14 protein-coding genes and 1 tRNA gene are annotated in these 21,941 nt (G+C 51.7%); 10 read left to right on the top strand and 5 right to left on the bottom strand.

What is annotated here, in order from left to right; all coding sequences use genetic code 11:
* Positions 1-208 precede the first annotated feature (208 nt).
* On the bottom strand, positions 209-673 hold the full coding sequence (gene rnhA / locus ACEN2G_RS01355) for a ribonuclease HI (RefSeq protein ID WP_442019669.1): 465 nt from the start codon (positions 671-673) through the stop codon (positions 209-211).
* A gap of 162 nt (positions 674-835) precedes the next feature.
* Here rnhA and dnaQ point away from each other — a divergent pair, with 162 nt between their 5' ends.
* From dnaQ to ACEN2G_RS01385, 6 genes are all read left to right on the top strand, one after another.
* The gene (gene dnaQ / locus ACEN2G_RS01360; protein ID WP_442019670.1) at positions 836-1,564 is read left to right on the top strand and encodes a DNA polymerase III subunit epsilon; all 729 of its coding nucleotides are present in this window, start codon (positions 836-838) and stop codon (positions 1,562-1,564) included.
* Positions 1,552-2,715 carry a hypothetical protein gene (locus ACEN2G_RS01365; RefSeq protein ID WP_442019671.1) on the top strand — a complete coding sequence of 388 codons (1,164 nt, stop codon included), beginning with the start codon at positions 1,552-1,554 and terminating at the stop codon, positions 2,713-2,715. Before dnaQ ends, ACEN2G_RS01365 begins: the two co-directional genes overlap by 13 nt.
* 134 nt (positions 2,716-2,849) lie before the next feature.
* Positions 2,850-2,926 (top strand) — tRNA-Asp (locus ACEN2G_RS01370).
* Between the two features lie 516 nt (positions 2,927-3,442).
* Complete coding sequence (locus ACEN2G_RS01375) at positions 3,443-4,048, top strand: HAD family hydrolase (protein WP_442019672.1); 606 nt, start codon at positions 3,443-3,445, stop codon at positions 4,046-4,048.
* A gap of 372 nt (positions 4,049-4,420) precedes the next feature.
* Positions 4,421-5,530 (top strand): YcjF family protein, encoded by a 1,110-nt coding sequence (locus ACEN2G_RS01380; protein WP_442019673.1) that lies wholly within the window; start codon positions 4,421-4,423, stop codon positions 5,528-5,530.
* On the top strand, positions 5,517-7,148 hold the full coding sequence (locus tag ACEN2G_RS01385) for a GTPase family protein (protein ID WP_442019674.1): 1,632 nt from the start codon (positions 5,517-5,519) through the stop codon (positions 7,146-7,148). Before ACEN2G_RS01380 ends, ACEN2G_RS01385 begins: the two co-directional genes overlap by 14 nt.
* 101 nt (positions 7,149-7,249) lie before the next feature.
* Here ACEN2G_RS01385 and recD read toward each other — a convergent pair whose 3' ends face one another.
* From recD to ACEN2G_RS01405, 4 genes are all read right to left on the bottom strand, one after another.
* Positions 7,250-9,385: an exodeoxyribonuclease V subunit alpha gene (gene recD / locus ACEN2G_RS01390; protein ID WP_442019675.1), complete on the bottom strand. Its 2,136-nt coding sequence runs from the start codon at positions 9,383-9,385 to the stop codon at positions 7,250-7,252.
* Positions 9,382-13,233 carry an exodeoxyribonuclease V subunit beta gene (recB, locus tag ACEN2G_RS01395; RefSeq protein ID WP_442019676.1) on the bottom strand — a complete coding sequence of 1,284 codons (3,852 nt, stop codon included), beginning with the start codon at positions 13,231-13,233 and terminating at the stop codon, positions 9,382-9,384. The genes recD and recB overlap by 4 nt, the downstream gene beginning before the upstream one ends.
* A complete protein-coding gene (gene recC, locus ACEN2G_RS01400) occupies positions 13,230-16,805 on the bottom strand; it encodes an exodeoxyribonuclease V subunit gamma (RefSeq protein ID WP_442019677.1) in 3,576 nt (1,191 codons plus the stop codon). Before recC ends, recB begins: the two co-directional genes overlap by 4 nt.
* A gap of 123 nt (positions 16,806-16,928) precedes the next feature.
* Positions 16,929-17,807 (bottom strand): helix-turn-helix transcriptional regulator, encoded by an 879-nt coding sequence (locus ACEN2G_RS01405; RefSeq protein WP_442019678.1) that lies wholly within the window; start codon positions 17,805-17,807, stop codon positions 16,929-16,931.
* A gap of 288 nt (positions 17,808-18,095) precedes the next feature.
* On the opposite strand from ACEN2G_RS01405, the gene ACEN2G_RS01410 reads away from it, so the two are divergent.
* The 4 genes from ACEN2G_RS01410 to hglS all read left to right on the top strand — a co-directional run bounded on the left by ACEN2G_RS01410 (position 18,096) and on the right by hglS (position 21,812).
* Positions 18,096-18,779 carry a cold shock domain-containing protein gene (locus tag ACEN2G_RS01410; protein WP_442019679.1) on the top strand — a complete coding sequence of 228 codons (684 nt, stop codon included), beginning with the start codon at positions 18,096-18,098 and terminating at the stop codon, positions 18,777-18,779.
* A 109-nt stretch (positions 18,780-18,888) separates the two neighbouring features.
* Positions 18,889-19,248 (top strand): hypothetical protein, encoded by a 360-nt coding sequence (locus tag ACEN2G_RS01415; RefSeq protein ID WP_442019680.1) that lies wholly within the window; start codon positions 18,889-18,891, stop codon positions 19,246-19,248.
* Between the two features lie 132 nt (positions 19,249-19,380).
* Positions 19,381-20,238, top strand: a complete 858-nt coding sequence (gene yghU / locus ACEN2G_RS01420) for a glutathione-dependent disulfide-bond oxidoreductase (protein WP_442019681.1) — start codon at positions 19,381-19,383, stop codon at positions 20,236-20,238.
* 143 nt (positions 20,239-20,381) lie between these two features.
* Positions 20,382-21,812, top strand: coding sequence for a 2-oxoadipate dioxygenase/decarboxylase HglS (hglS, locus tag ACEN2G_RS01425; RefSeq protein ID WP_442019682.1), 1,431 nt, complete (start codon positions 20,382-20,384; stop codon positions 21,810-21,812).
* Positions 21,813-21,941: the final 129 nt, after the last annotated feature.

Raw genomic sequence — 21,941 nt, forward strand, 5'->3', positions numbered from 1 at the left:
GCCTGCCGAACAAGTTGGCAGCTACAAAAACCTAAATAAGGCAGCATACTGGCTGAGGTTCATAAGTAATCAGGAAGGATTAAAGACTAGCGCCGCGCGCAAAGGGGGAGGTCTTGAGTTTTATATTATCTCGTCCGCTTCACCCTTCACCCTTCACCCTTCACCCTTCACCCTTCACCCTTCACCCTTCACCCTTCACCCTTCTCACTCATCCCTCATAACCCGTATCATCATGAATGGCATCGGTTTCGGCCGCCACGCGAGCTAACACATCACAGCGTTCGTTTTCAGGATGACCTGAATGGCCTTTTACCCAATGCCAGCTCACCTCATGGCGTTGGCTAAGCTCATCGAGCCGTTTCCATAAATCCACGTTTTTAACCGGCTTTCTGGCAGCGGTTTGCCAGTTTTTTTGCTTCCAACCGTTAATCCACTGAGTGATGCCTTGGCGTACATATTGGCTATCTGTGGTTAAGTCCACCACGCAGCGATCGCTCAAGGCCGCTAACCCTTCAATGGCCGCCATCAGCTCCATGCGGTTATTGGTCGTTAATTTATAACCACCGCTCAGCTCTTTGCGGTGCGCCTTATAAATTAATACCGCGCCATATCCACCTGGACCCGGATTGCCTAAACAAGAGCCGTCAGTATAGAGTTCAATTTTTTTCATCATGCTTAACTTACGCTTTTATTATCAATACCGAAGAGGGCGGCAGTCTGCCACAGCAATCATTAAAAAACAGCCCACATCCGACACACAAAAATCGCCGCTTGGTAGCATAGCCGAGGGCAGTTACTTATACTGGCTCCCGTCTGGGTAAAGGAGACCACATCAATGGATCAGCAAACGCACTCGCGCCAAATTATATTAGATACCGAAACCACGGGTCTTAACATGGACTCAGGCCCTCATTACATGGGCCACAAAGTCATTGAAATTGGTGCGGTGGAAGTGGTGAACCGTCGCTTAACCGGACGTCATTATCATGTGTATCTCAAACCCAATCGCAAGATTGATGAAGAAGCCATTAAAGTTCACGGTATTACCGATGATTTCTTGGCCGATAAGCCGGTGTTTTCTACACAAGTGGATGAATTTTTGGACTTTATTCGCGGTGCTGAATTCGTAGCCCATAATGCGCCCTTTGACGTGGGCTTTTTAGATTACGAATTAAGCCTGATTGGTCGCAAAGAGCGCATTGCCGATCTGTGCAAGGTGACAGATACCTTAGCGTTGGCCCGTAAACTCTATCCGGGAAAACGAAATAACCTAGACGTACTTTGTACCCGCTATGGCATAGATAACAGCCACCGTACTTTGCACGGCGCGCTTTTGGATGCGGAGATCTTGGCCGACGTCTACCTGTTAATGACCGGCGGCCAAACCAAATTAAATTTACAAAGTGATAGCCAGCAGCAAGACGACAAAGGCGGCATCCGTCGTTTATCTGGCGAACGTGAGCCATTAAAAATTATCCGCGCCCAACCCCAAGAGCTACTCGATCATGAAGCGCGCTTAGACTTGGTCATGAACAAAGGAGGCAGTTGCGTATGGCGCGGCTAAGAAAGCGTAATCTACTGCAAGGTTATCATTTAGTCAGTCGTTGTGCAGTTAGCCTGTGCTTGCTCATCACAGCGCTGGGCACTCAGGCGTCTGAGCAGAGCGCGCGTTGGTTAAGTAACACTTTTCGCATCGATCCTTCTATTTCCTCGTTGACCTTGTTGATTGAGCGCGAGCCTAATAGCGCTCCGGTCGTGCTTATTCGCCCCGATGGCACCAAATATTATCAACAAGATCATCCTGAGCACATTAGTTGGGTTAATACCCCAGAACGCGATGTAATCACCCTCTGGCAGCCCGAACCCGGGCCTTGGCAGGCAACCGGAAAAGTTACCCCAAAGCGTGGCATCACCTTGGTCAGTGAATTTGAGCTGGCGTTGGGCCCTATGGCCGATCGTCTCTATCAGCAAGAAGTATTAAAACTGAATGCGGAGCTGCGCCACGGCGATACTCGGCTGGATGCTAACTATTATTTACAAGATTTAACCTTGCAGGCGCAGTTGATTAATTTACGCAAGGATCCCGAGGCCCAATTTGCCCCCGCACCGGTAATGGTTGGCGAATTTAAAGACGACGGTGTGGGGCTGGATGCTATTCCTAATGATGGCAAGCTCACAGCCGAAGTTATCTTGGATATTTTGCCCGGCGAGTACCTGTTTCAGACCCAAATTAGCAATCAAGTGCTGGCGCGCACCCAAGAACAAGAGGTAATGATATATCCCATGCCGCTGAAATTGAGCTTTTCTAAGCCCGATGCAGAAGGCAAATGGTATATGACGATAACCGCCGATCATGAATTGATTACTAACACTATTGTTATCTCGGGTGAGCTAGTGACCCCGTCGCAACAACGCATTCCCATTACCGGTACCGGCACGCACATTCAATTACCGGATGCCATAGAGCCAGGTAACTATTACTGGCAAGGGCGAGCCTTTGCCACGAACAAAAGTACCAGAGAAGTGCAGCTGGATTTGGTGGAGCAAGTGATCCGCGTTAGTCCTCCTATTGTGGTTGGAGAAGAGCCAGCCGCCGTTGAGAGTGGTAAGCCGCTGATTTATGGCATTGCCGGCATTATCTTGCTGTTATTGTTGGTATTAGTTGTTTGGATTTTAAGAAAACGCGTCGCTAAAAACCGAATAAAAGGCGAATGAAAAATAACTTAATTGTTTATTTTTACCATTGATGGCTAAAATTTAATCGAGTATCCCAAACTGGCATGTTTTGTGGTTGACCTATTATTCTCGTCGGTCTAGTATGGCACCCGTCTGCAGCACACTGCTGACGAGGAGTGGTAGTTCAGTTGGTTAGAATACCGGCCTGTCACGCCGGGGGTCGCGGGTTCGAGTCCCGTCCACTCCGCCATCATTCAAAAGGCCTGCTTTTATGAGCAGGCCTTTTATCATTCTGGCTCCGTGGACTTACTGTATGTGGTCGCTACGCTCTAACCTTCAAATGCTACGCATTTGCCACCCCGCCATTTTTAAAGAAGCCCTTAGCTATTGATAGCTAGGGCTGTTTGCTTTTCCATCCCCGCTAAAGCTCTTCATACCTACTTTGTAAAAACCTCCCCGTGACCAAACCGTGACCATTTGGTGACCAGGCACCTGTTTTGACCGGTATTCAACATTGCCTGTATCGCTAAGCTACGAATACGTTTGGCTCTCACTATGCCACTACAGATATCACTCTAGCTCAACTCAAATTATATTCTTAGTACTCGCGCACGGTTTAAGAGCGATGTTAGATGCTGCTCTTTGCCAAATAACGGCTAATCATGGGGCACACCATGGGGTTAGTGATGGTATCGTCTGCCTAATGAGACAAATTATGGGTAAACTGTTTCCTTTAGGCTGAATACTTTATTTATAGGGAAGATCTGTGATCACTCTACTTAGCGATGTAAATCTTAACGATATTCGGGGGGTGATCTTCGATCTCGATGGTACCTTAGCGCACTCAAATCCTGATTTTGTGGGGCTGCGGGCTGAGCTTGGTATGGCGCCGGGTGAAGATATTCTTGCGTACGTGGACAGCCTAGATGACGAAGCTGCGCGCAGTATCGCCACTGATATAGTGCACGACTATGAAATTCGCAGCTCGCGCACCGCCACTTGGGTGGACGGGGCGCAGGAGCTGATTGCCTGTTTACGCGCTAAGTCGCTGCCGTTAGCTATTTTAACGCGCAATATCCCCGAAGCGGCGCAAATGACCATTGATAGGCTGGGTATCGATATAGATCTGGTGTTAACCCGCCACGATGCCCAGCCTAAACCGCACCCCGAAGGCATACAGCTGATTTGTCAGCAGTGGCAGTTAGCACCCGCCGATATTTTATATGTAGGCGATTATCTGTTTGACTTACAAACCGCCCAAAATGCCGGCAGCCGCTGCGCGCTCTATTTCCCCGACGCGATTCCTGATTATGCCCAAGACGCAGATCTGCTAGTGAGCTGTTACCATAGCTTTATTCATGCTTGGCGTTAGAGTGAGTGACTATTTTTAATGGCCAAGGGTGAAGCATAAAAGTGAAGAGGGCAATCCACACTAAGGTTCTGTATGCGAGTGCCCCGTCTTTATGTAGGCAAACTCGTTTATTACCTGCGTCTGAGAGCTGCGTTTGTGACACAGATTGTGTGAGAAGAATTTACGAGGAAAACTGGCTGCGCTTTTTCGATAAATAGTAATCTAGACTCCATACTCCGCCATCAGCCAAACCGTGGAACCCATGTTAAGTTGTGATCGACTTCCCTCTAAAAATGAAAAGCACTTGTGCCGCATTAGGGTGATGGCACTATGGCTGCCAGCATGGCGTGCATCCTCTATTTTTCGCTGATTTAGATAAGTAGGTGAGGTTCAATGGCAAAATTTAGCGTTGATAAACTGAAAGCCTTTATCAATCCCAGTAAAAATCCTGATCTCACGTCGGCACAGGCTTTTCAGCGGCAAAATTTACCCACACTTTGGCTGCTGGGTAAAACCGGTGCCGGCAAGTCTTCTTTGCTGCAAGCCATCACAGGTAATTCTGCCATTGAAATTGGCAACGGTTTTCAGCCCTGCACCTTAACGGCCATGAGTTATGCCTTTCCTGAGGATTTACCCTTAATTCGTTTTCTCGATACTCGCGGTTTAGGCGAGGCGGATTATGATCCGAGCGCCGATTTAGCAGAGCTAGCCAAGGCCGGCCACGGCCTTGTGGTGATCATGAAAGTGGACGAACAAGAACAATCTGCGGTGGTCGCGGCATTAAAAAAGATCCGTAAAAAATCCCACATTAAACACTTGCTGCTTATTCATACCGCCGTATTAAGCCTTGAGGGTACAGAGCGCGAGCACGCCATTAACGCCAATCACCATAAAGTCGCCGAGAGTTGGGGAGAGGATTTTGCCTCGGTTTGCGTCGATTTTTTCGATGCCGACGGCGCCATTTATCAGTACGAACAGCTGTTATCGGCATTGGCTCGCTTGCTGCCTATGATTGGCTTAATCGCCGAAAGTAAGGGCCACGCCACGGTAGAAGAGCGCAATTTTCAGCGGGTAGAAAAGGAGGTGCTTTGGTATGCGGGCACGGCCTCGGCCAGTGATCTTATTCCTGTGATGGGCTTAATTTCGGTGCCAATGGTGCAAGCTAAAATGCTGCACAGCTTGGCCAATCAGTACGGTGTGGACTGGAATAAGAAAACCCTTAGCGAAATGCTTGGCACCTTAGGCAGCAGTTTTGCCCTGCAATATTCACTTAAATTAGCCAGCCGACAGGTCATAAAAATTATTCCCGGCTACGGCCAAACCGTGGGTGCGGTGGCGGCCGCCGCCATGAGCTTTGGCACTACCTATGGCTTAGGCCGCGCCGCCAGCTATTATTTTTATCGCAAGAGTAAAGGTGAGCCGGTGTCGGCTGAGAATATGCAGGCACTGTATAAAGAAGCATTAATGAAGGGCAAGCAGGCGACCGGTTATGATAAAGCTTAAAAATATATATCAGATGCTAGCTCGATTGTCGGGTGATCGCTGGACTGCCGTGGTGCTAGTGAGCATATTGCCGATGCTGATCCTGATGGGGTTTGGCATTGTGCTGGCCATTAAATATGGCTATTTGTTGGCCTTGTCGTTAGCCATTACCCTGAGTGTGACTGTGGTGTATGTCATCATCTCTGTCGCTCGAGTCTTGGCTGAAAAAACAAAAAAACAGCGTGTGCAGCAGCTTAATCGCTTAGATGACTCAGTGGATGATTCAGTGCATGGCTTGGCGGATGATTTAGTCTCGGCGTCGGCTGCTTGGTCTAAGCGTGAATTAGAAATCTGGCAGCAAGCGAAAGCTTATTCGAGAGCGTTACTGGTAAGCGACAGTGATTGGTCCGAGATGGATAAAAAGGTATTACTGGTTTTTGACTTGGTGGCAAAAGCCTATAACAAGCAGTCACTGGATTTTTCGATTAGCGAGGGATTAAAACTGATTGAAGAGATCAGTCGTCGTTATCGCTTGGTGTTAAAAGAGCATATTCCGGTAGTGGAGTTCTTAAACGTCTCGCGCCTTAAATCGGGTTATGAGCTTTATGATAAATATGGCGACTTTGGGCCGGTATTATTTAATGTATTAAAGGCATTAAATTATGCCAAAGACATAGTTATCAACCCCGCCAAAGCCGTGTCTGATTTTATTAAGCAGCAGTTTTCAGCAAATATGACCCAAGGCATAGTCGATGAGATGCAACTCAAGGCCAAAGCCGCGCTATTAGATGAAGTGGCTGCCGTGGCCATTAATCTTTACAGCAAACGCTTCAGTATTGAAGATGAAGATGTTAAAGCCTCGCAAACTATGGCCACGGATAGCGCGCATCTGGCACTTGAGTTGGAGCCAATCCGCATGGCCATTATCGGCCAAATAGGCGCCGGTAAGTCGTCTCTTACCAACCTATTAAAGGGTGAATTTGCGGTAGAGGTAGGTGCGCTTGCGACTACCTCGGGTATGACTGTGTGTGAAGCCCTGTTGGGTGATGTGGCGGTGAAGATTGTTGACCTGCCCGGCTTAGATGGTAATGAGGCGAGCGAGGCGTTAATGCTCGCCGAGTATGTAACCTCAGATCTAGTGCTGTGGTTGGTGAGGGCGAATCAGCCGGCCCGCGAGTTAGATAATAAATTTAAGCAAAAAATTAACCAGCATTATGCGAAAACTGCCAATATCTCCCGTAAGGAGCCGACGGTAATTTGTATCGTGAATCAGGTGGATAGGCTAGCACCGGCGAATGATTGGCAGCCGCCTTATGATGTCACTGATATGAGCAACCAAAAATCAAAAACCATTAGCCAAGCAATGGCGTATAACAAAGGCATATTAACGCCAGATTTTACGGTGGCGTTATCCATTAGCGATACTAAGCCGCACTTTGGGGTGGAAGATTTAAAGTTGTTGCTCAGCGAGCAATTATTAAACGCCTACAATGTGCAGCTTAATCGCCGCAACAAAGAAGCGGTGGACAGGGGCGTGGGGCTCGCCAAGCAAGTGCGGCGTGTGGGTAAATCAGGCAAAGCCATGGCGCTGGGGCTGTTTAAGTATGTAAAAACCAAATACAGCAATCCTCCGCAATAAGCCGCCGCACAGATCCTAAGCTGTTGAGGGCCGCGTTAACTTGCCATGCGCCTAGCTTAATGGGATCAAGCTAGGCGCATGGCGAAAACGACTCGTGCTCGTTATTCCTCCAGTGCGGTTAAGCCGCTGGCACGCTCCACTTGGCTTTGCAGCGCTTGGCTTAATACGGCGTCTTTACTGTGCACTAAGGTGAACTTTTCCTTAGAGCGGGTGATGCCGGTATAGATTAATTCCTTGGTTAATACCGGATTGCCGTAGTCGGGCAGCACTAGGGCGGTGTGGGTAAACTCAGAGCCTTGTGATTTATGCACCGTCATGGCAAATACCGTTTCTACGCCCTGCAAGCGGCTCGGTAATACCCAGCGAATACCTTGCTCGCCATCAGGAAATGCCACTCTTAGCCCCTGTCCTGGCCAGTGTAAACAGATGCCAATGTCACCATTCATCAGCTTTAGGCTGTAGTCATTACGGGTGACCAGCAAAGGGCGACCGGCATACCAGACCGGCTCGCCGTCGGTGAGTAACTTTTTCTTCTGTAAAGCCTTAAACACTAATTGGTTAAGATTTTCTACACCAAAGGTGCCTTGGCGCACCGCGGTCAGCAGTTGAAATTGATTATGGGCGGCAAACACAGCTAACGCCCAAGCACTGAGCTCCTCGGCGCTGGCCCCCACGCTTGGTTGCAGCTCGTTAAGGGTGATTAAGTAACCTTGATAGCCCGCCACCGCCAGCTTGGCCAAAGGAATGAGATCGGTAAAGTACTGATCTGGCGCGCTGCGTAGCGTTAGGCTCTGTAAGCTTTGCGGGTGTCGCGCAAAGATGGCCTTTAGGCTGCTTGGGGTGGCAAGGCCTGAGTTAACTTGGCTTGCCAGCTCGCCTATGCCCGGATGGGCGCTAAAGCGATAACTGTGGCGTAGCATACAGGTGGCTTGTTGTAAGGCGCGGCCTTGAGGGTAGATAAAAGCATCGGCCAAGGTTTCTTGGCTGAGTTGTTTAATCCACGCCTGCGTCTCGGGAGTATAGTGAGCGGCGTCGGCGGTTTGGCATAGGTCGCCCAAGATGGATCCGGCTTCAACTGAGGCGAGCTGGTCTTTATCGCCCAATAAAATAAGCCGAGCGTGACTGGGTAATGCCTCCAGTAGCCGCGCCATCATTTCCACGTCCATCATGGAAGCTTCATCTACCACTACTAAATCTGTGGGCAGCGGATTGGCGGCGTGATGGCGAAAGTTGCGGGTATTAGGCAAGCTACCGAGTAGGCGATGCAGGGTAGTCACCTCTTTAGGAATGCAACGTCTGAGTGGCTCGGCCAAGTCTTGGGGCAGCGGCAATTGTGCCACGCTGCCGGCTATGGACTCACTGAGCCGAGCGGCCGCCTTGCCGGTGGGGGCGGCGAGGTGAATTTGCAGCGGCGGCTCTTGGTTGGTTAAGCGCAGGCCCTGTAATAAGGCCAGCAGCTTTACCACTGTGGTGGTTTTGCCGGTGCCCGGGCCGCCGGTAATAATGGCAAAGTGGCTGCGGGCGGCCAATAAACAGGCCACCTTTTGCCAGTCGGTGCTTGAGGTCGAGCCCGAGCCCGCATTGACTGATGCCTGAGTGATTGGAAATAGGGTCGCTAATAAGCGTTGCGTGGCGACTTCTGGCAGGGGTTGTTGCACGCTCAAACGTTGACTCAGCGCGGCCTTAATTTTTTGCTCATACAGCCAATAGCGGCGTAAATACAATAAAGGGCGGGCTGGGCTACCGGCTAACACCAGTGGTGAGTTACCGCGCTCAAGGTCTTGGCTGGCGTGTAGATGAAGGCGGTTTTCAACCACGCTGCTGGCGCTCAGTTTTTCTAGCCAAGTGGTTAAGCTAAGTTGGCTTAAGCGTTCCGCCAATTGCTCGCGCGCCGGGTGTTCACTGCTGGCCTCGGGCTGCTGTTTTACGGCCGGTTTAACTGCAGATTGGTGTTTAACTGCAGAGAGCTTAACTGCAGAGAGCAATAATTTGGGTGCCGCCAAGGCGGCGCTTAAGTCCAGGCACACATGGCCATGACCATTGCGCTCACTGACTAATGCCACCGCCAGTAACGCCAATTCATCGGTGTCTGGCACCTGTTGTTGTATAAAGCGGGTGAGCGCCAAATCCAGACTGCGCAGCGCCCCCAGCTCTACCCAAGTGGCTAATTGACTCAGAAGTGAGGGGAGAGTGGTGGCCATAACGGGCGTGCTTGATGAGGTGTGGGAGATAGTCACAGGCTGACTCCTTCAATGGCGTGGCTAAAGAGCGTATCAAGCGCTTCAATTAAGGCCTTGGGTGGCTTGTGGTGAAATAAACCTTGGGTCTCGGCTTGCCAGCCCCGTAAAAACACATACAGGGCGCCGCCCACATGCAGATCGTAATCATAACCGGGTAAGCGCGCCGTGAGTTGGCGGTGCAGGGCCAAGATATAGAGCACGTATTGCAGATCATACCTGTGTTCATTAATGGCGGCTTGCATGCTGGCTTGGCTGTAATCTGCATCACTGGCACCCAGATAATTCGACTTCCAGTCAATGACGTAATAGCGACCGTCTTTTTCTGCCACCAAGTCGATAAAGCCTTTGAGCATGCCATTCAAGACGTTGTTCTTAGCTTGGGGCGCGGGTGTGTCTTGTAAGGTGTAGGGGCGCACTAAGCCGTCTAAGTCGAGGGCCCTCACCTGATGCACCTCAATTAAAAACTCTAACTCCACGGCGATATTGGCCGGTGTTAGATCTGTAAGGGCAAAGCCGGTGGTTTGCCAAGGTTGTTGAATAAAGTCGGTAAGCCAGAGGCTTAACGGCTCGACCAAGTGCTCGATGTTGCGCAGCTTGCAGCGACTGGCGAGCATGGCGTTACGGCCCGCCTCATCTTGAGCGGCGGCCATAAAGCCGCGTAAATGGCGGGTTTCGGGCGTACTGCCGCGGGCAACGGCGGCCCATTCCAGCAGACCATGGAGAAAGGTGCCCCACTTAGGGCCGCGAGGAAACAGATGCATAACGTCGTTGCTGGCGGGCAACAAGGTCACCGCGCGTTCCTGAGGGCTATAGGTCGCCAGACTGGCGGTGCTTGCCTCCTCAAGCTGTGTCTTACTCAGCTCCAGCAGCTGATCTTCTTGGGCGCTGGTGGGTTCATTGGGCTGAGGGCTGTGCCGTGTATCTGAGCCACCAAATTGCGCTTGGTTGCCAAACTGCAGGGCCGAATAGCTGGCTATCCACCAGTTGCTTAAATTGCCCAACTGAGGGGCAGGGCGCGCGGCTTCGAGGGCGGTTTCAGCCAGTTTAGGCGCTTGCACATCGTTGGCCTCGGGCGCGCTCACTAAGGTGATGCAGGGGTGTTGCGCCAAGGCCTCGGCGGCCTGCCACACGTCACCGGCATCTTTAAAAACCTTGCCGCCATTTAATACATAACCCAGCGCCGACTTTTCCAATTGGGGTTTATTGGCTCTGCCCGAGGCCAAAGGGGCGATGCCGAGCCAGAGCGCATGACTGGCGCGTGTGATGGCCACATACAAGAGGCGCAAGTCTTCTTTAATGCGCTCCTCATTGGCGGCGTGCCAAGCGGGTGGGAAAACTTTATCGCCCGCCACTTCGGTATAGGTACCGGCATCTAGCTGGTAGGACACCTGTTTTTGTCTGCCATTAATGTCGCGCCAGCCGCTGATAAAGGGCAGTAACACTAACGGAAACTCCAAGCCTTTAGACTTGTGAATGGTAATAATCTTCACTCGGCGGGCGTCACTTTCTAGGCGCAACAAATGTTGCTGATCGTCTTGGCCGAGGTGTTGGTGAAGGTGGCGGATCAAGGCTTGCTCACCGTCTATGTGGCTGGCACTTTGTTGTAACCATTCGCCAAGATGCAAGAGGTTGGTGAGGCTACGCTCGCCTTTAGCTTGAGCTAACAGCCGCGCCGGTAGCTGATAGTGGGCCATCAAGCGTTGCAACATTACTAAGATGCCTTGCTTGCGCCAAATAAAATGCAGTCGGCTAAATTGCTGCATCTCGGCTTCCCACGCCAGCTCATTTTCTTGCCACTTAGCCAATTGCGTTAACGCCAAGCCTAAGGTGCAGGTGCCTAAGGCCGCCTTTACCAAACGCTCATCACTGGGCTCGGCACAGGCTCGTAACCAATGCAGCAAGTCGGCGGCTTCTGGGCTGGCTAATAAGGCTTCCCGGTCTGATAAAAATACGCTGGGCACGCCGCGAGCACTAAGCGTATCGGCCATCAGACCGGCTTCTTTGCTGGTTCTGACCAAGATGGCAATGTCTGCCGGTTGTAAGGCCTGCTCCACATCGTTTTTACCAAAACCGGCAAGGCCTGCAGAGGCGGCGGTTAGCCATTCACTAATTTGGCTGGCGGCCACGGCCGCTGCCTGCTCACGAAATGCGCCCATGCTCAGGGGTTTCGCCGGTTCGTTGCCGGCAAAATACCAGAGCGTCATGGGATCCACGGCTTGGTTATGGAGATAAAGCTGTTCATCGCGCCCTTGGGCATCGACCGCAATAAAGGGAATGGGATTGTCTGGGCTCTCAGGTGCCTGGTAGCGAAAGGCCGCTTCGGGCTGTTGCTCCGCATAGGCAAAAAAGGCGTTGCAGGCATCCACCACCCCTTGGGTGGATCGGAAATTTTTCTTCAGGGTGTAGTGGCGGTCTTGGGTGGCGTTGCGCACCGCCAAATAGGTATGAATGTCGGCACCGCGAAAACTGTAGATCGACTGTTTAGGGTCGCCGATCATAAAAATACCCTGCTCTGGGCTATTTTCTGCCACCCGATAAATACGGTCGAAAATAGAAAATTGGATGGGGTCCGTGTCTTGAAACTCATCAATCATGGCGATGGGGAAATTGCGCCTTAAGGTGGCGGCCAAAGACTGGGCATGCTCAAAGGCGTGATCGGGATCCAATGCTTGTGCGAGTTGTACTAACAGATCGTCAAAGCCCATTTGCGCATGTTGTTGCATGCGTTTTTGAAACTCGGTTTTTACCCACAGCGCGGCCTCAGCCAACACGGCGGCATAAATGGGCAGGGCGGGTTGCTGATCTTCTGCGGTTAAGTCGTTGAGCTCTTTAACCAGCGCAAAGGCCTTTAACGGCAGTTCGGTCTTGATGGCGGCGGTTTTATTGATCTTAAAAGAGCCGGCGGCAAAGCGGCGTAGCTTATCGGGCTCGGGCCCCTCGCCGTTCAGCCAAGCGGCAATCTCATCCAGTAAAAGCGGAAATTTATCCGCAGGAAAGCTGGTTTTATTCAAGCCCGGTTGCAGCGCTAACAAGTGATCTTTTATCTCCTGCCAGTTATCCGCCCATTCGGTACGCACCTCCGCTCGTTTTTTATCGACTTGTGCCTGATAAGCGGCCCACTCGGCCAAGCCCTCGGTGAGCATATTAGGCGCTGCCACCAAGGGCTGGCCTATAAAGCTAATGCCTTCGCTGGTGGGCTTTATGACGTCACGCAATGCCGCCTCTAATTCGCCGGGAGATGCAAACGCACCGAGCACCTTGCTGGCTTCTGCCGTGCTGAGGCGGTAAAAATGTACCCGCCAATAATCTTGTACCACTTCACTTAATAGGTCACGGGTGTCGGTCACCAGCTCTCGGCTAAACAGGCCTCGGGTGTCGAAGGTGTGCTCTACCAACATGCGATTACACCAGCTATGAATGGTCGACACACTGGCTTCATCCATGCTTTCGGCGGCCATTTGTAAGCGCCAAGCACAGCGCGGCCATTCGTCAGCTGGGTAATCTTGGCGCAGCGTCACTAACAAACCATCATCGGCTTGAGTGGGGTCTTTAAAGTAGTCGGCCACTTCCACTAAGCGGGCGCGAATACGGTCACGCAGCTCGCCGGCGGCCAGCTCGGTAAAGGTCACCACTAAAATTTCTTTCGGTGTCAGCGGGCGTTGAAAGCCGCACCCATTAAGGCCTTGGCCTAAAATCAGCCGCACATATAATAAGGCCAAGGTAAAGGTTTTGCCGGTGCCGGCACTGGCTTCAATGAGGCGGCTGCCAAATAAGGGAAAGGTAAGCGGATCAAGCTGGGTGACTTGTGTTTTTGGCATAGGGGGCTGTGTTTGTACTGAGCTCATTGGGTCGCCTCCACTAAGGGCTGATAGAGTAAGGTGGCAAATTGCATAAAGCGGGCGTCTTGGGTGAGGCGGTCATAAGTGGGCCAAAACTGCTGTAAGGCCGGTAGCTCCGCCAGCTCCCCCTTGTTTTCATAGGCACCCACGCTATAGCCGCCTTCATAGGCTTCTTGGGCTTTGCCCGCGGCCGTTAGGGCGGAAAACGCCGTTTTACAGGGCAGGGGCAACAGCTGATCCATGCCTGCTTGATAGGCGGTGAGCATGTCTAACAGCCTTACTTTGGCCTCGTCGGCGGCCATGGCCGGCAATATAAGATGGGTGGCAGGGCCCAGTAGATGAGTGGCGGTGGGCTGGCGCAGTTGGGCAAGTAAGTGCCTCGGCCATTGGCGCACCACGTTATAATATTTGATGCTGTCACCGGAATGCAGATTGCTGGCTTGCACTATTACCCGCACATAATCGCCGCGCCCGTTATAGCGAATATCTGCTAAGCCGTCTTCTAGTCGCAGGCCTTCATTTTGCTGCAACCCTTCATCTAGCCGCAACTCTTCATCTAGCGCCAAGTGCTGTACCTCAATGGGCAGCAGTTGCGGATAAGCCGCCAACAGCTGCTGATATTCGGACAAGGGGGTTTCTAGCTCGGCGGCGAGCTTTTCTTGCACTAAGGTGGCAAACGGCGCCATGGGCAAGCTGCCTGCGCGCTGCAAACTGTCCAGCCCTTGGCTGATGCTGTCGCTCACGGACAGCTGCAGCTGCTGGGTAAGCTGCTGAGTCACCCGCTGGATCAGTTGATTACGCAGGCTCCAGCTGTCTAAGCCATTGAGATTAAAGGGCTCTATATCTGCCAGCTCTTGGTCCGCATCAAACCACTGTACCCCTAAGCGCTGCTGATAAAAATACTGCGCTGGATTGCGTAAAAAACGGCCTAAGTCGGCCAAGGTGATGGCCGCGCCGGGCTGCCAAGGCGCGAGTTGCTGGGTCTTGGCGTGAGCATCTTGTTCGGCATGCGTGGTGTCATGCAAATCTCGCCACTCGCTGGCATAGGTGAATAAGCGCGGGTCTCGGCCCACGGCAAAATAGCGCTGACTAAAAGGCTGCAAGGGATGCTCTGTGGTGAGCGCGCTCAATAAGTCTTGGTTGGGAGCGGTGGCGGCTTCGGGGGCGAGTTGCCAACCGGCGTTGAGGTGATCGCGCAATTGGCTGACGATTACCGACGGCGGACGCTCGGTATTATCGCGAATATCACGGCCTATCCAGCTCACCACTAAGCGCTGGCGTGTCGAGAGCAGGGCTTCTAAAAATAAGTAGCGGTCATCTTCGCGGCGCGAACGGTCGCCGGGGCGATAATCGAGGGCCATTAAATCAAAGTCGGCGGGGCGCACGTTGCGCGGGTAGTCGCCATCGTTCATGCCCAGCAGCCATAACTGCTGAAACGGAATGGCGCGCATCGGCATTAAGGTGGCGAAATTAATGGCACCGCCCAAAAATTTCTGGGTGAGGGTGGGTTGATCCAGACCCGCCAATAGCTCTTCGCGTACCACTTCAATGGGTAATAACTCCTCACTTAAGCCGCCGGCTTGCCACGCGGCTTGCAGGCTTTCTAGCTGCAGCTCTAAGTTAGTGAGTGCCCAGCTGTCGGGGGCACTGGTTTCCACAAAAAAGTCCGCCAATAAGCCTTCTATTATGCTCAGCCAGCTGGCTGGAGTGTGCGCGTGCAGCAGGTGTTGCTGAGCGCTTTGTAGGCTGTCTAACAACAAGGCCAAAGGCCCGATTAGCGCGGCCTCTAAGCCAGCCACTTCTTCATAGGGCTCTATGCCTTGCCAGCTGGCGTGATTGCCCACCGCAAAACCGAGTAACATGCGTTGCAAGCCAAACAGCCAAGTATTTTGTTCCAAGGCGGGCAGGTGCAACTGTTGACGTTGCGCACCATTTAAGCCCCAACGAATATTGGCGCCGTGGATCCACTGGCGCAAGGTGGGTAAGTCCGCCTCATTAATGCCAAAGCGCTCGCGCAGGGCCGGCGTGTCTAATAAGTCAGACAGCTCGCTCACGGTAAAGCGCGATTGAGGCAAGTGCAGTAATTTTTCTAGGGCAATGAGCAGCGTATTTTGGCTGCGCTGACTTTGGTCTGAAATATGAAACGGCAGATAGCGTTTATCTCGTGGCGAGTCTTTACTGTCGTCGCTCGACATATAACGACCAAACACCGCCTGAATATGCGGGGCATAGACGTTGATGTCGGGCACCATCACTAAAATATCGCGCGGATTTAACGGCGTGCCTTGGCGTTTGGCCTCGGCAAAGCTGGCCAAGAGTTGGTCGTGTAATATTTCTACTTCTCGCTGCGGGCTGTGGGCCACCATAAACTGCACGCTGTTGTCTGGTGCCGGATTAATGGTGCTGCCTTTGGCTTGACGCTCGGCCAGCGGGCTTAAATTCAGAATATCGGACTGCAATTGGTGTAACAGGCAGCCGTCACCGGGCTCGCTAAATAAGTCGATTTTTTGCTGATTAAACAACTGGCGATAATCATCGGGCTGGTCGTGCTCATCGAGCAGATGCAAAAAGTCTCGGCCTTGTTTACCCCAAGACGCTAGCAGCGGATGGCCATAGGCGTGCAAGTCTTCCAGATTTAAGTTAGCGGGGGTTTTGCGCTCGGCAATGCGCTTATATTCGCGCTTAAGCAGCGCCTTACCTTCAATTAAATCTCCCCAATAATGTTGACTGGGGTTAGTGGCAAAAATCATCACTTGAGTAAACTTGGCCAGCGCCTGTAAAAATTCCAGCGTTTGCCGAGGTAAAGAGGAAATACTGAATACGATCACGCGCCGCGGCAAGTCGGCAGGGCGCTGCTCTGGCGTGTATTGCTGGCACTCTTTAATGAATTGCTGATGCACGGCGGCGCGGCTGGCGGTGGCCCAAGCCGTGTCAGCCAAATGCGTAGCCGCGGTTAACTGCGCAGCATCGCTGTGAATATCCGCACTTAATGCTCGCCACAAGCAGGCTTGCCAGCGCTGCTCTGGCGGCAAAGGCTCAGCTTGGCCATTGGCTTTAATAATCAGGTCTTGGTTTGCCTCCCAAGCCGCTAACCAATCGGCACGGTACAGCTGATATTGGTCGTAGAGATCCGACAAATTGGCTGCCAGCTGATAACGCCGGCGCGGGTCTTGGTCTGCGGTTAAAAAGCCCGCTAATGGGCCCAGCGCCTCTGCTTGACTCCCAAGGCTTTCTTGCAGGCGCGGCCAGTCACCGAGCAGGCGATAAATACGCCAAGTGAGCGGCGTTTTATCAAACGGAGAGCTAGTGGGCAGGTCGGGAAACACCGAGCGATACGCCTGCCAAATAAAACGGCCCGGCAATTGCACATTAATCGCCGCCGCTATGCCTGTGCCCTGTGCATTGCTGGCTAAGGCCATTTTTAACCACTGGGCCATGCCATTGCTTTGCACCAAGATGCATTCATCTTCTAAGGGCCCCAGCGGATGCTGCGCCAGCCAATGCACGGCCACTTCACGCAAGTCTTCTAAGCGGTTGCCCTGCAGCACCATAAAGCCGGGAGATAAAGGCGCAAGCATAACGGATTCCTTTTTGGTTTTGTCAAAGCGGGGCTTTGTCAACGTGCGGATTGGGTTAATTTACGACCTAACAATATAGGTCTAAAAAATACTAATTTTTCTGTGGTTTAGCTCGCCAAGGCGTTATTGAGCGCCAAAACCCGGCGCCAGCACCATGGAGTCGAGGTCGACTAATTCATGGCGATTGGCCAGATACAGTTGGTGCTCTAACGGCGAGAGCGTGGCGTTAGCCGAGGCGTCCACCCGCAGCGAGCTCAGCAAGAAACCCACCAAGGCCTTACGCACCCTTAGGTTACACACCCGTTTATCGACTAAGCCTAAGTCGAGTTTTAGCGCCGCGGGATTAGGGTGTTTAGGGTGCGGCATTAAGGTCACGATAACCTGCTCTTGCCAATCGCTGTCGATAGGCACCGCTCTTTGTATTTTACTCTGCACTTCTTCAGCCTGTGCCGTGCGGGTTTGGCTCACGCTCAGCACTCTGCTAAAGCGAAATATCCGAAATTGCTCTTTATTAAAATCGTAGCCGCGAAAATACCATGCCTTGGCCGTTTCAAAGATGGCCAAGGGTTGCACCAACCGTTGTGCGCGCTGTGAACTCGCCGAATAGTAATCAAAGGTGATGGGCCTATTCAGGGCAAGGGCCATGGTGATGTGGCGAACGAGTGGCACGGACAAGCTGGCCGATAGCGTCGGCAAACGGGATAAGTCCGCCTCGGCCGCCTCACCTATAAAACGCTCGATTTTGCCATGGGCGATAAAATTTAATGCCTCTTGCGCTTGATGGGCGAAGGCCGGCTTAAAATCATCCGCCGCAAAATAAGTCTTCATGCTGGCATCATAATTCACGCGGTCGGGAAAGCGCTCTCGGTATTCAGACAGCGCCCGCGAGGTGGTGGCCACGCTGATTTCGCAGTGAGTCATTAAGTCTACGCGCTGCAGTCGGCCAAAAAAAGCCAGATGAAAGTCAATGATCTTCAGATGTTTTAAGTGGGTGCTGCTCAAGGGGCGCTGCTCTTCGTTATGCTGTGCAATTTGGCTAATCTAACATTAGTCGCGGGCAGCAATATATATCTAAAGATGCGTTTAATATTATCATTTACGCATCAAAAGATACTTGTCTCCAGTCACACGGTTAATAAAGCAAGAATACTTAAATATCAGATTCGCGCTTAAGTTCCCCTGCCTTGCTTGGTAATATGTTGTTTATCATCAGCTTGGTAGCGACTCAGCTTCTGTAGTTGAATATAATTGAACGACCTCATCACCAAGCCAACAGAGTATTGAAAGACTATGCAAGGCAAAATTTGTCAGTGGAAAGACGATAAGGGTTTTGGTTTTATTCAGCCTAATGATGGCTCTGAGCAGCTGTTTTTTCATATATCGAGTGTTAAAAACGCTTCGCAAAGGCCTACAGTGGGTGAGCCCGTTTTCTATGAGGCTAGCCGCGATGCACAGCATAGATTAAGAGCGACCAATGTTATTGTGGGTGAGCTGCAAAATGCGGCGGTCGCCACGACGCCGGGAGTGATTAAGACTGAGCCGCCACAAAAAAGCGCGCTTGATTATTTGTTAATACTCATGACTCTGGTCTCACTTGGGGTTGTCGGTTATCAATATTATCTTACGCAAGATATTGTCAGTATCTGGTATTTTGGTCTGCCAGCCGTCGTGGCTGTCTTGCTCTTGAATAGGCAGAAAAAACCGAAAGAACGACATTTTAATTGTCGGGGATGTCGAGCCGTGGCCGAGTATGATGCCAGAACGCTGGCGGCCTGGAAGTCAGGTTTTACACAGCTTTACTGCAAGGCTTGCCATAGTCAATGGTTGAGAAACAAGCCCAAAAGCGCCACCCAGCCAGAATCTAATAGTTCCATTAGTAAGACAAGTAATGGCTCTGGTTGTTTAGGTTTGCTGCTGGTACTGGTCTTTATGCCCATAGCTAGCAGTGTGGGCTTATACCACTGGCTTACCTAATCTGCCTTTAGCATTGGCACAAATAAGTACATTGTGCGCTGGTAAGCCAAGTGCCACTAAACTAAGCCTAAGCTGTGACAGTCTGTGGTAATACTGTGTGAGGTAAATGATGACTAAGTGGTTGAGGGTATGCGGCTTGTTGTGGTTGAGCGTGCTTGCCGTTCCTGCCCATGCACAAGCGGGAGTGAGCTGTCGAACGGATTCTTTGGGCGTGACGCGTTGCAGTGATGACTCTGTGTTTCGCACCGATTCTTTAGGCGTGACCCGAGATAATCAGGGTAACAGTTGGCGCACCGACTCGTTAGGGGTAACGCGGGGCAGCGATGGCTCTGTGTATCGCACAGACTCCTTAGGCGTAACCCGAGATAATAAGGGGAATAGCTGGCGCACCGACTCGTTAGGGGTAACACGAGGCAGTGATGGCAGTCGTTGTCAAACCGATGCCTTGGGTGTTAAGCGCTGTAAGTAAGATATTGAAAATATTGCGGCAAGCATATAGCCAGTCTACATAAGCTCCGTCACTGAGCGCTTACCTTGTAGTTTGATAATTGCGTGGCAAGATGGCTTAAATGTTATTTTTAACGCATATACAGGAGCAAGTATGAGCCACGAGTATTTACCACCTAAGGTCTGGCAATTACCCCCAGCGGATGAGGGAAAGTGGTCACAAATCAATAGACCCGTGTCCGGTGCGACCCACGAAAAAGTGCTACCTAAAGGCGAGCATCCACTGCAGCTTTATTCTCTGGGTACGCCTAATGGCCAAAAAGTCACCATAATGTTGGAAGAGCTGTTGGCATTAGGCGAGCGCGGTGCCGAGTACGACGCCCACTTGATCAATATTGGTGAGGGTGACCAATTCTCCAGCGGCTTTGTGGCCGTTAACCCTAACTCGAAAATTCCGGCGCTGCTGGACTGCTCACATGATGCGCCGCAGCGGATATTTGAGTCCGGTCATATTTTGCTTTACTTGGCGGAAAAATTTGGTCGACTCTTGCCTAAAGAGATAGCAGCGCGCACCGAAGTCTTAAATTGGCTGTTTTGGCTGCAGGGCTCGGCGCCGTATTTGGGTGGCGGCTTTGGTCATTTTTATGCTTATGCGCCGGTAAAAATAGAGTACGCCATTAATCGCTTCACCATGGAAGCCAAGCGTCAGCTTGATGTGCTGGATAAGCAGTTGGCTCAACATGCCTATATCGGCGGCAACGAATACAGCATCGCCGATATCGCCATTTGGCCTTGGTATGGCTGTTTGGTGTTGGGTGAAACCTATGATGCAGCTGAATTTCTTGATACAGACAGTTATGTGCATGTGCAGCGCTGGGCCAAAGACATAGCCGCACGCCCGGCTGTGCAAAGAGGGCGCATCGTTAATCGCACCTCGGCGCAGGCGGGGCTGGGTGTGAGTGAGCGCCACAGTGCGGCAGATATAGATGCGGTGCTTAACGGCAAAGGGTGATGGATAAAGGGGCTAGCAAATGCGAGGTTGCAGTTTTGTTGTAGCCGTATCCCGGATGCGCAGCAAGGTCTTGGTTTAGGCGGTTATCTCTTGCTGGCAGATTAAGCCGATAGCGAGTCTGGTCGTATTGAAGGAGGCAGAGCATGAACACTCAGCTAACGGCATATGTCACCACAGACCATATACGTGACCTGTTTTCCAGTGCCATGTCCGCCATGTATCAAGCGGAAGTGCCACAATACGCCACCTTGCTAAAGCTGGTGGCTGAGGTGAATCAGGCCACGCTTGCCAAGCAGCCCGCGTTGGCCGAGCAACTCAAGATGAATGGTGAATTGGCGCGCCTTAATGTGGAGCGCCATGGCGCTATTCGGCTGGGCACGGCGGCGGAGCTAGGTATGATGCGTCGCTTGTTTGCGGTGTTGGGCATGCAGGCGGTGGGTTATTACGACTTGGCGGTGGCGGGCGTACCTGTGCACTCCACGGCCTTTCGCCCGACAGAACCCTCGGCACTGGCACGTAATCCCTTTCGTATCTTTACCTCGCTGCTGCGCTTAGAGCTGATTGAAAACCTGGCTTTGCGTGAGCAAGCGGCCGCAAACTTAGCCAAGCGCGATATTTTTACCCCCAGATTGCGGGCGCTTATCCGTGATTTTGACCGCCAAGGCGGTTTAACTGAGCCACAAGCCCGCGAGTTTGTCATTGAAGCCCTAGAAACCTTTCGCTGGCATGCCACGGCTACTGTGGATTTAGCTACTTATCAGGAATTACACCAAGCTCATCCGTTAATCGCGGATGTGGTGTGTTTTAACGGCCCGCACATTAATCACTTAACGCCGCGTACCTTAGATATTGATGAGGCGCAATTGCGTATGCCACAAATGGGCATGGTTGCTAAAGCGCTGATCGAAGGGCCACCCCAGCGCCATTGCCCTATTTTATTACGCCAGACCAGCTTTAAGGCGCAAGTTGAGTCGATAGTGTTTGCCGATGGGCAAGTGGGCGCGCACAGCGCACGCTTTGGTGAAATTGAGCAACGTGGAGCGGCACTCACCGCTAAAGGCAGAGCGCTTTACGATGCGCTTCTGACCAAGGCAGATGAGTCTAAGGCCGAGCTTGATAATGTGGCGCGTCAGCGCCAATTGGCTGCCATTTTTAGTGCTTTTACGGATGATGAAGCCACACTGCGCCGCCAAGGGCTGGCTTTTTTTCATTATCAATTAACGTCTGCTGGGGAGGCGGCGCGTGGTCGTTATTTGGCCGAGACCTTGCCGGATAAAGAACAGCTGCTCGAACAAGGGCTATTGAGTGCTGCGCCACTGACCTATGAGGACTTTTTGCCGGTGAGTGCGGCGGGGATCTTTCAGTCTAATTTAGGTGCAAATAAACCTTCAGTGCCAACCGCAAAAGCAGATATTGCGCAAATTATGCCCTTCAATGGCCAAGAGGAGCCATCAAATAGCCAAATTCAGTTTGAACAAGCGCTTGGGTGTGCCGTCATCGATCCTTTTACCCTGTATGCACAGCAAGAGCGGCAGTCTTATGCACAAGCGATGCAGCTCTTACTAAAGGCTTAGGCGATGGCAGATAAGGCATATATTGGGTGATGCTAAATTTACATCCCAATGAGGCACTTAGACTATTCTAAGTACAGCAATCAGACTAATCAAAGTCGCTTTCTTGTTATGATCAGCTCTGCTTGAAAA

This window comes from Oceanisphaera sp. W20_SRM_FM3 (assembly GCF_052119705.1).
In the GTDB taxonomy this organism is placed as follows: domain Bacteria; phylum Pseudomonadota; class Gammaproteobacteria; order Enterobacterales; family Aeromonadaceae; genus Oceanimonas.

Coding starts and splice junctions, on each gene's coding strand:
- rnhA (WP_442019669.1), bottom strand. CDS start 673: ATGATGAAAAAAATTGAACTCTATACTGACGGCTCTTGTTTAGGCAAT.
- dnaQ (WP_442019670.1), top strand. CDS start 836: ATGGATCAGCAAACGCACTCGCGCCAAATTATATTAGATACCGAAACC.
- ACEN2G_RS01365 (WP_442019671.1), top strand. CDS start 1,552: ATGGCGCGGCTAAGAAAGCGTAATCTACTGCAAGGTTATCATTTAGTC.
- ACEN2G_RS01380 (WP_442019673.1), top strand. CDS start 4,421: ATGGCAAAATTTAGCGTTGATAAACTGAAAGCCTTTATCAATCCCAGT.
- ACEN2G_RS01385 (WP_442019674.1), top strand. CDS start 5,517: ATGATAAAGCTTAAAAATATATATCAGATGCTAGCTCGATTGTCGGGT.
- recB (WP_442019676.1), bottom strand. CDS start 13,233: ATGAGCTCAGTACAAACACAGCCCCCTATGCCAAAAACACAAGTCACC.
- recC (WP_442019677.1), bottom strand. CDS start 16,805: ATGCTTGCGCCTTTATCTCCCGGCTTTATGGTGCTGCAGGGCAACCGC.
- ACEN2G_RS01410 (WP_442019679.1), top strand. CDS start 18,096: ATGCAAGGCAAAATTTGTCAGTGGAAAGACGATAAGGGTTTTGGTTTT.
- ACEN2G_RS01415 (WP_442019680.1), top strand. CDS start 18,889: ATGACTAAGTGGTTGAGGGTATGCGGCTTGTTGTGGTTGAGCGTGCTT.
- yghU (WP_442019681.1), top strand. CDS start 19,381: ATGAGCCACGAGTATTTACCACCTAAGGTCTGGCAATTACCCCCAGCG.
- hglS (WP_442019682.1), top strand. CDS start 20,382: ATGAACACTCAGCTAACGGCATATGTCACCACAGACCATATACGTGAC.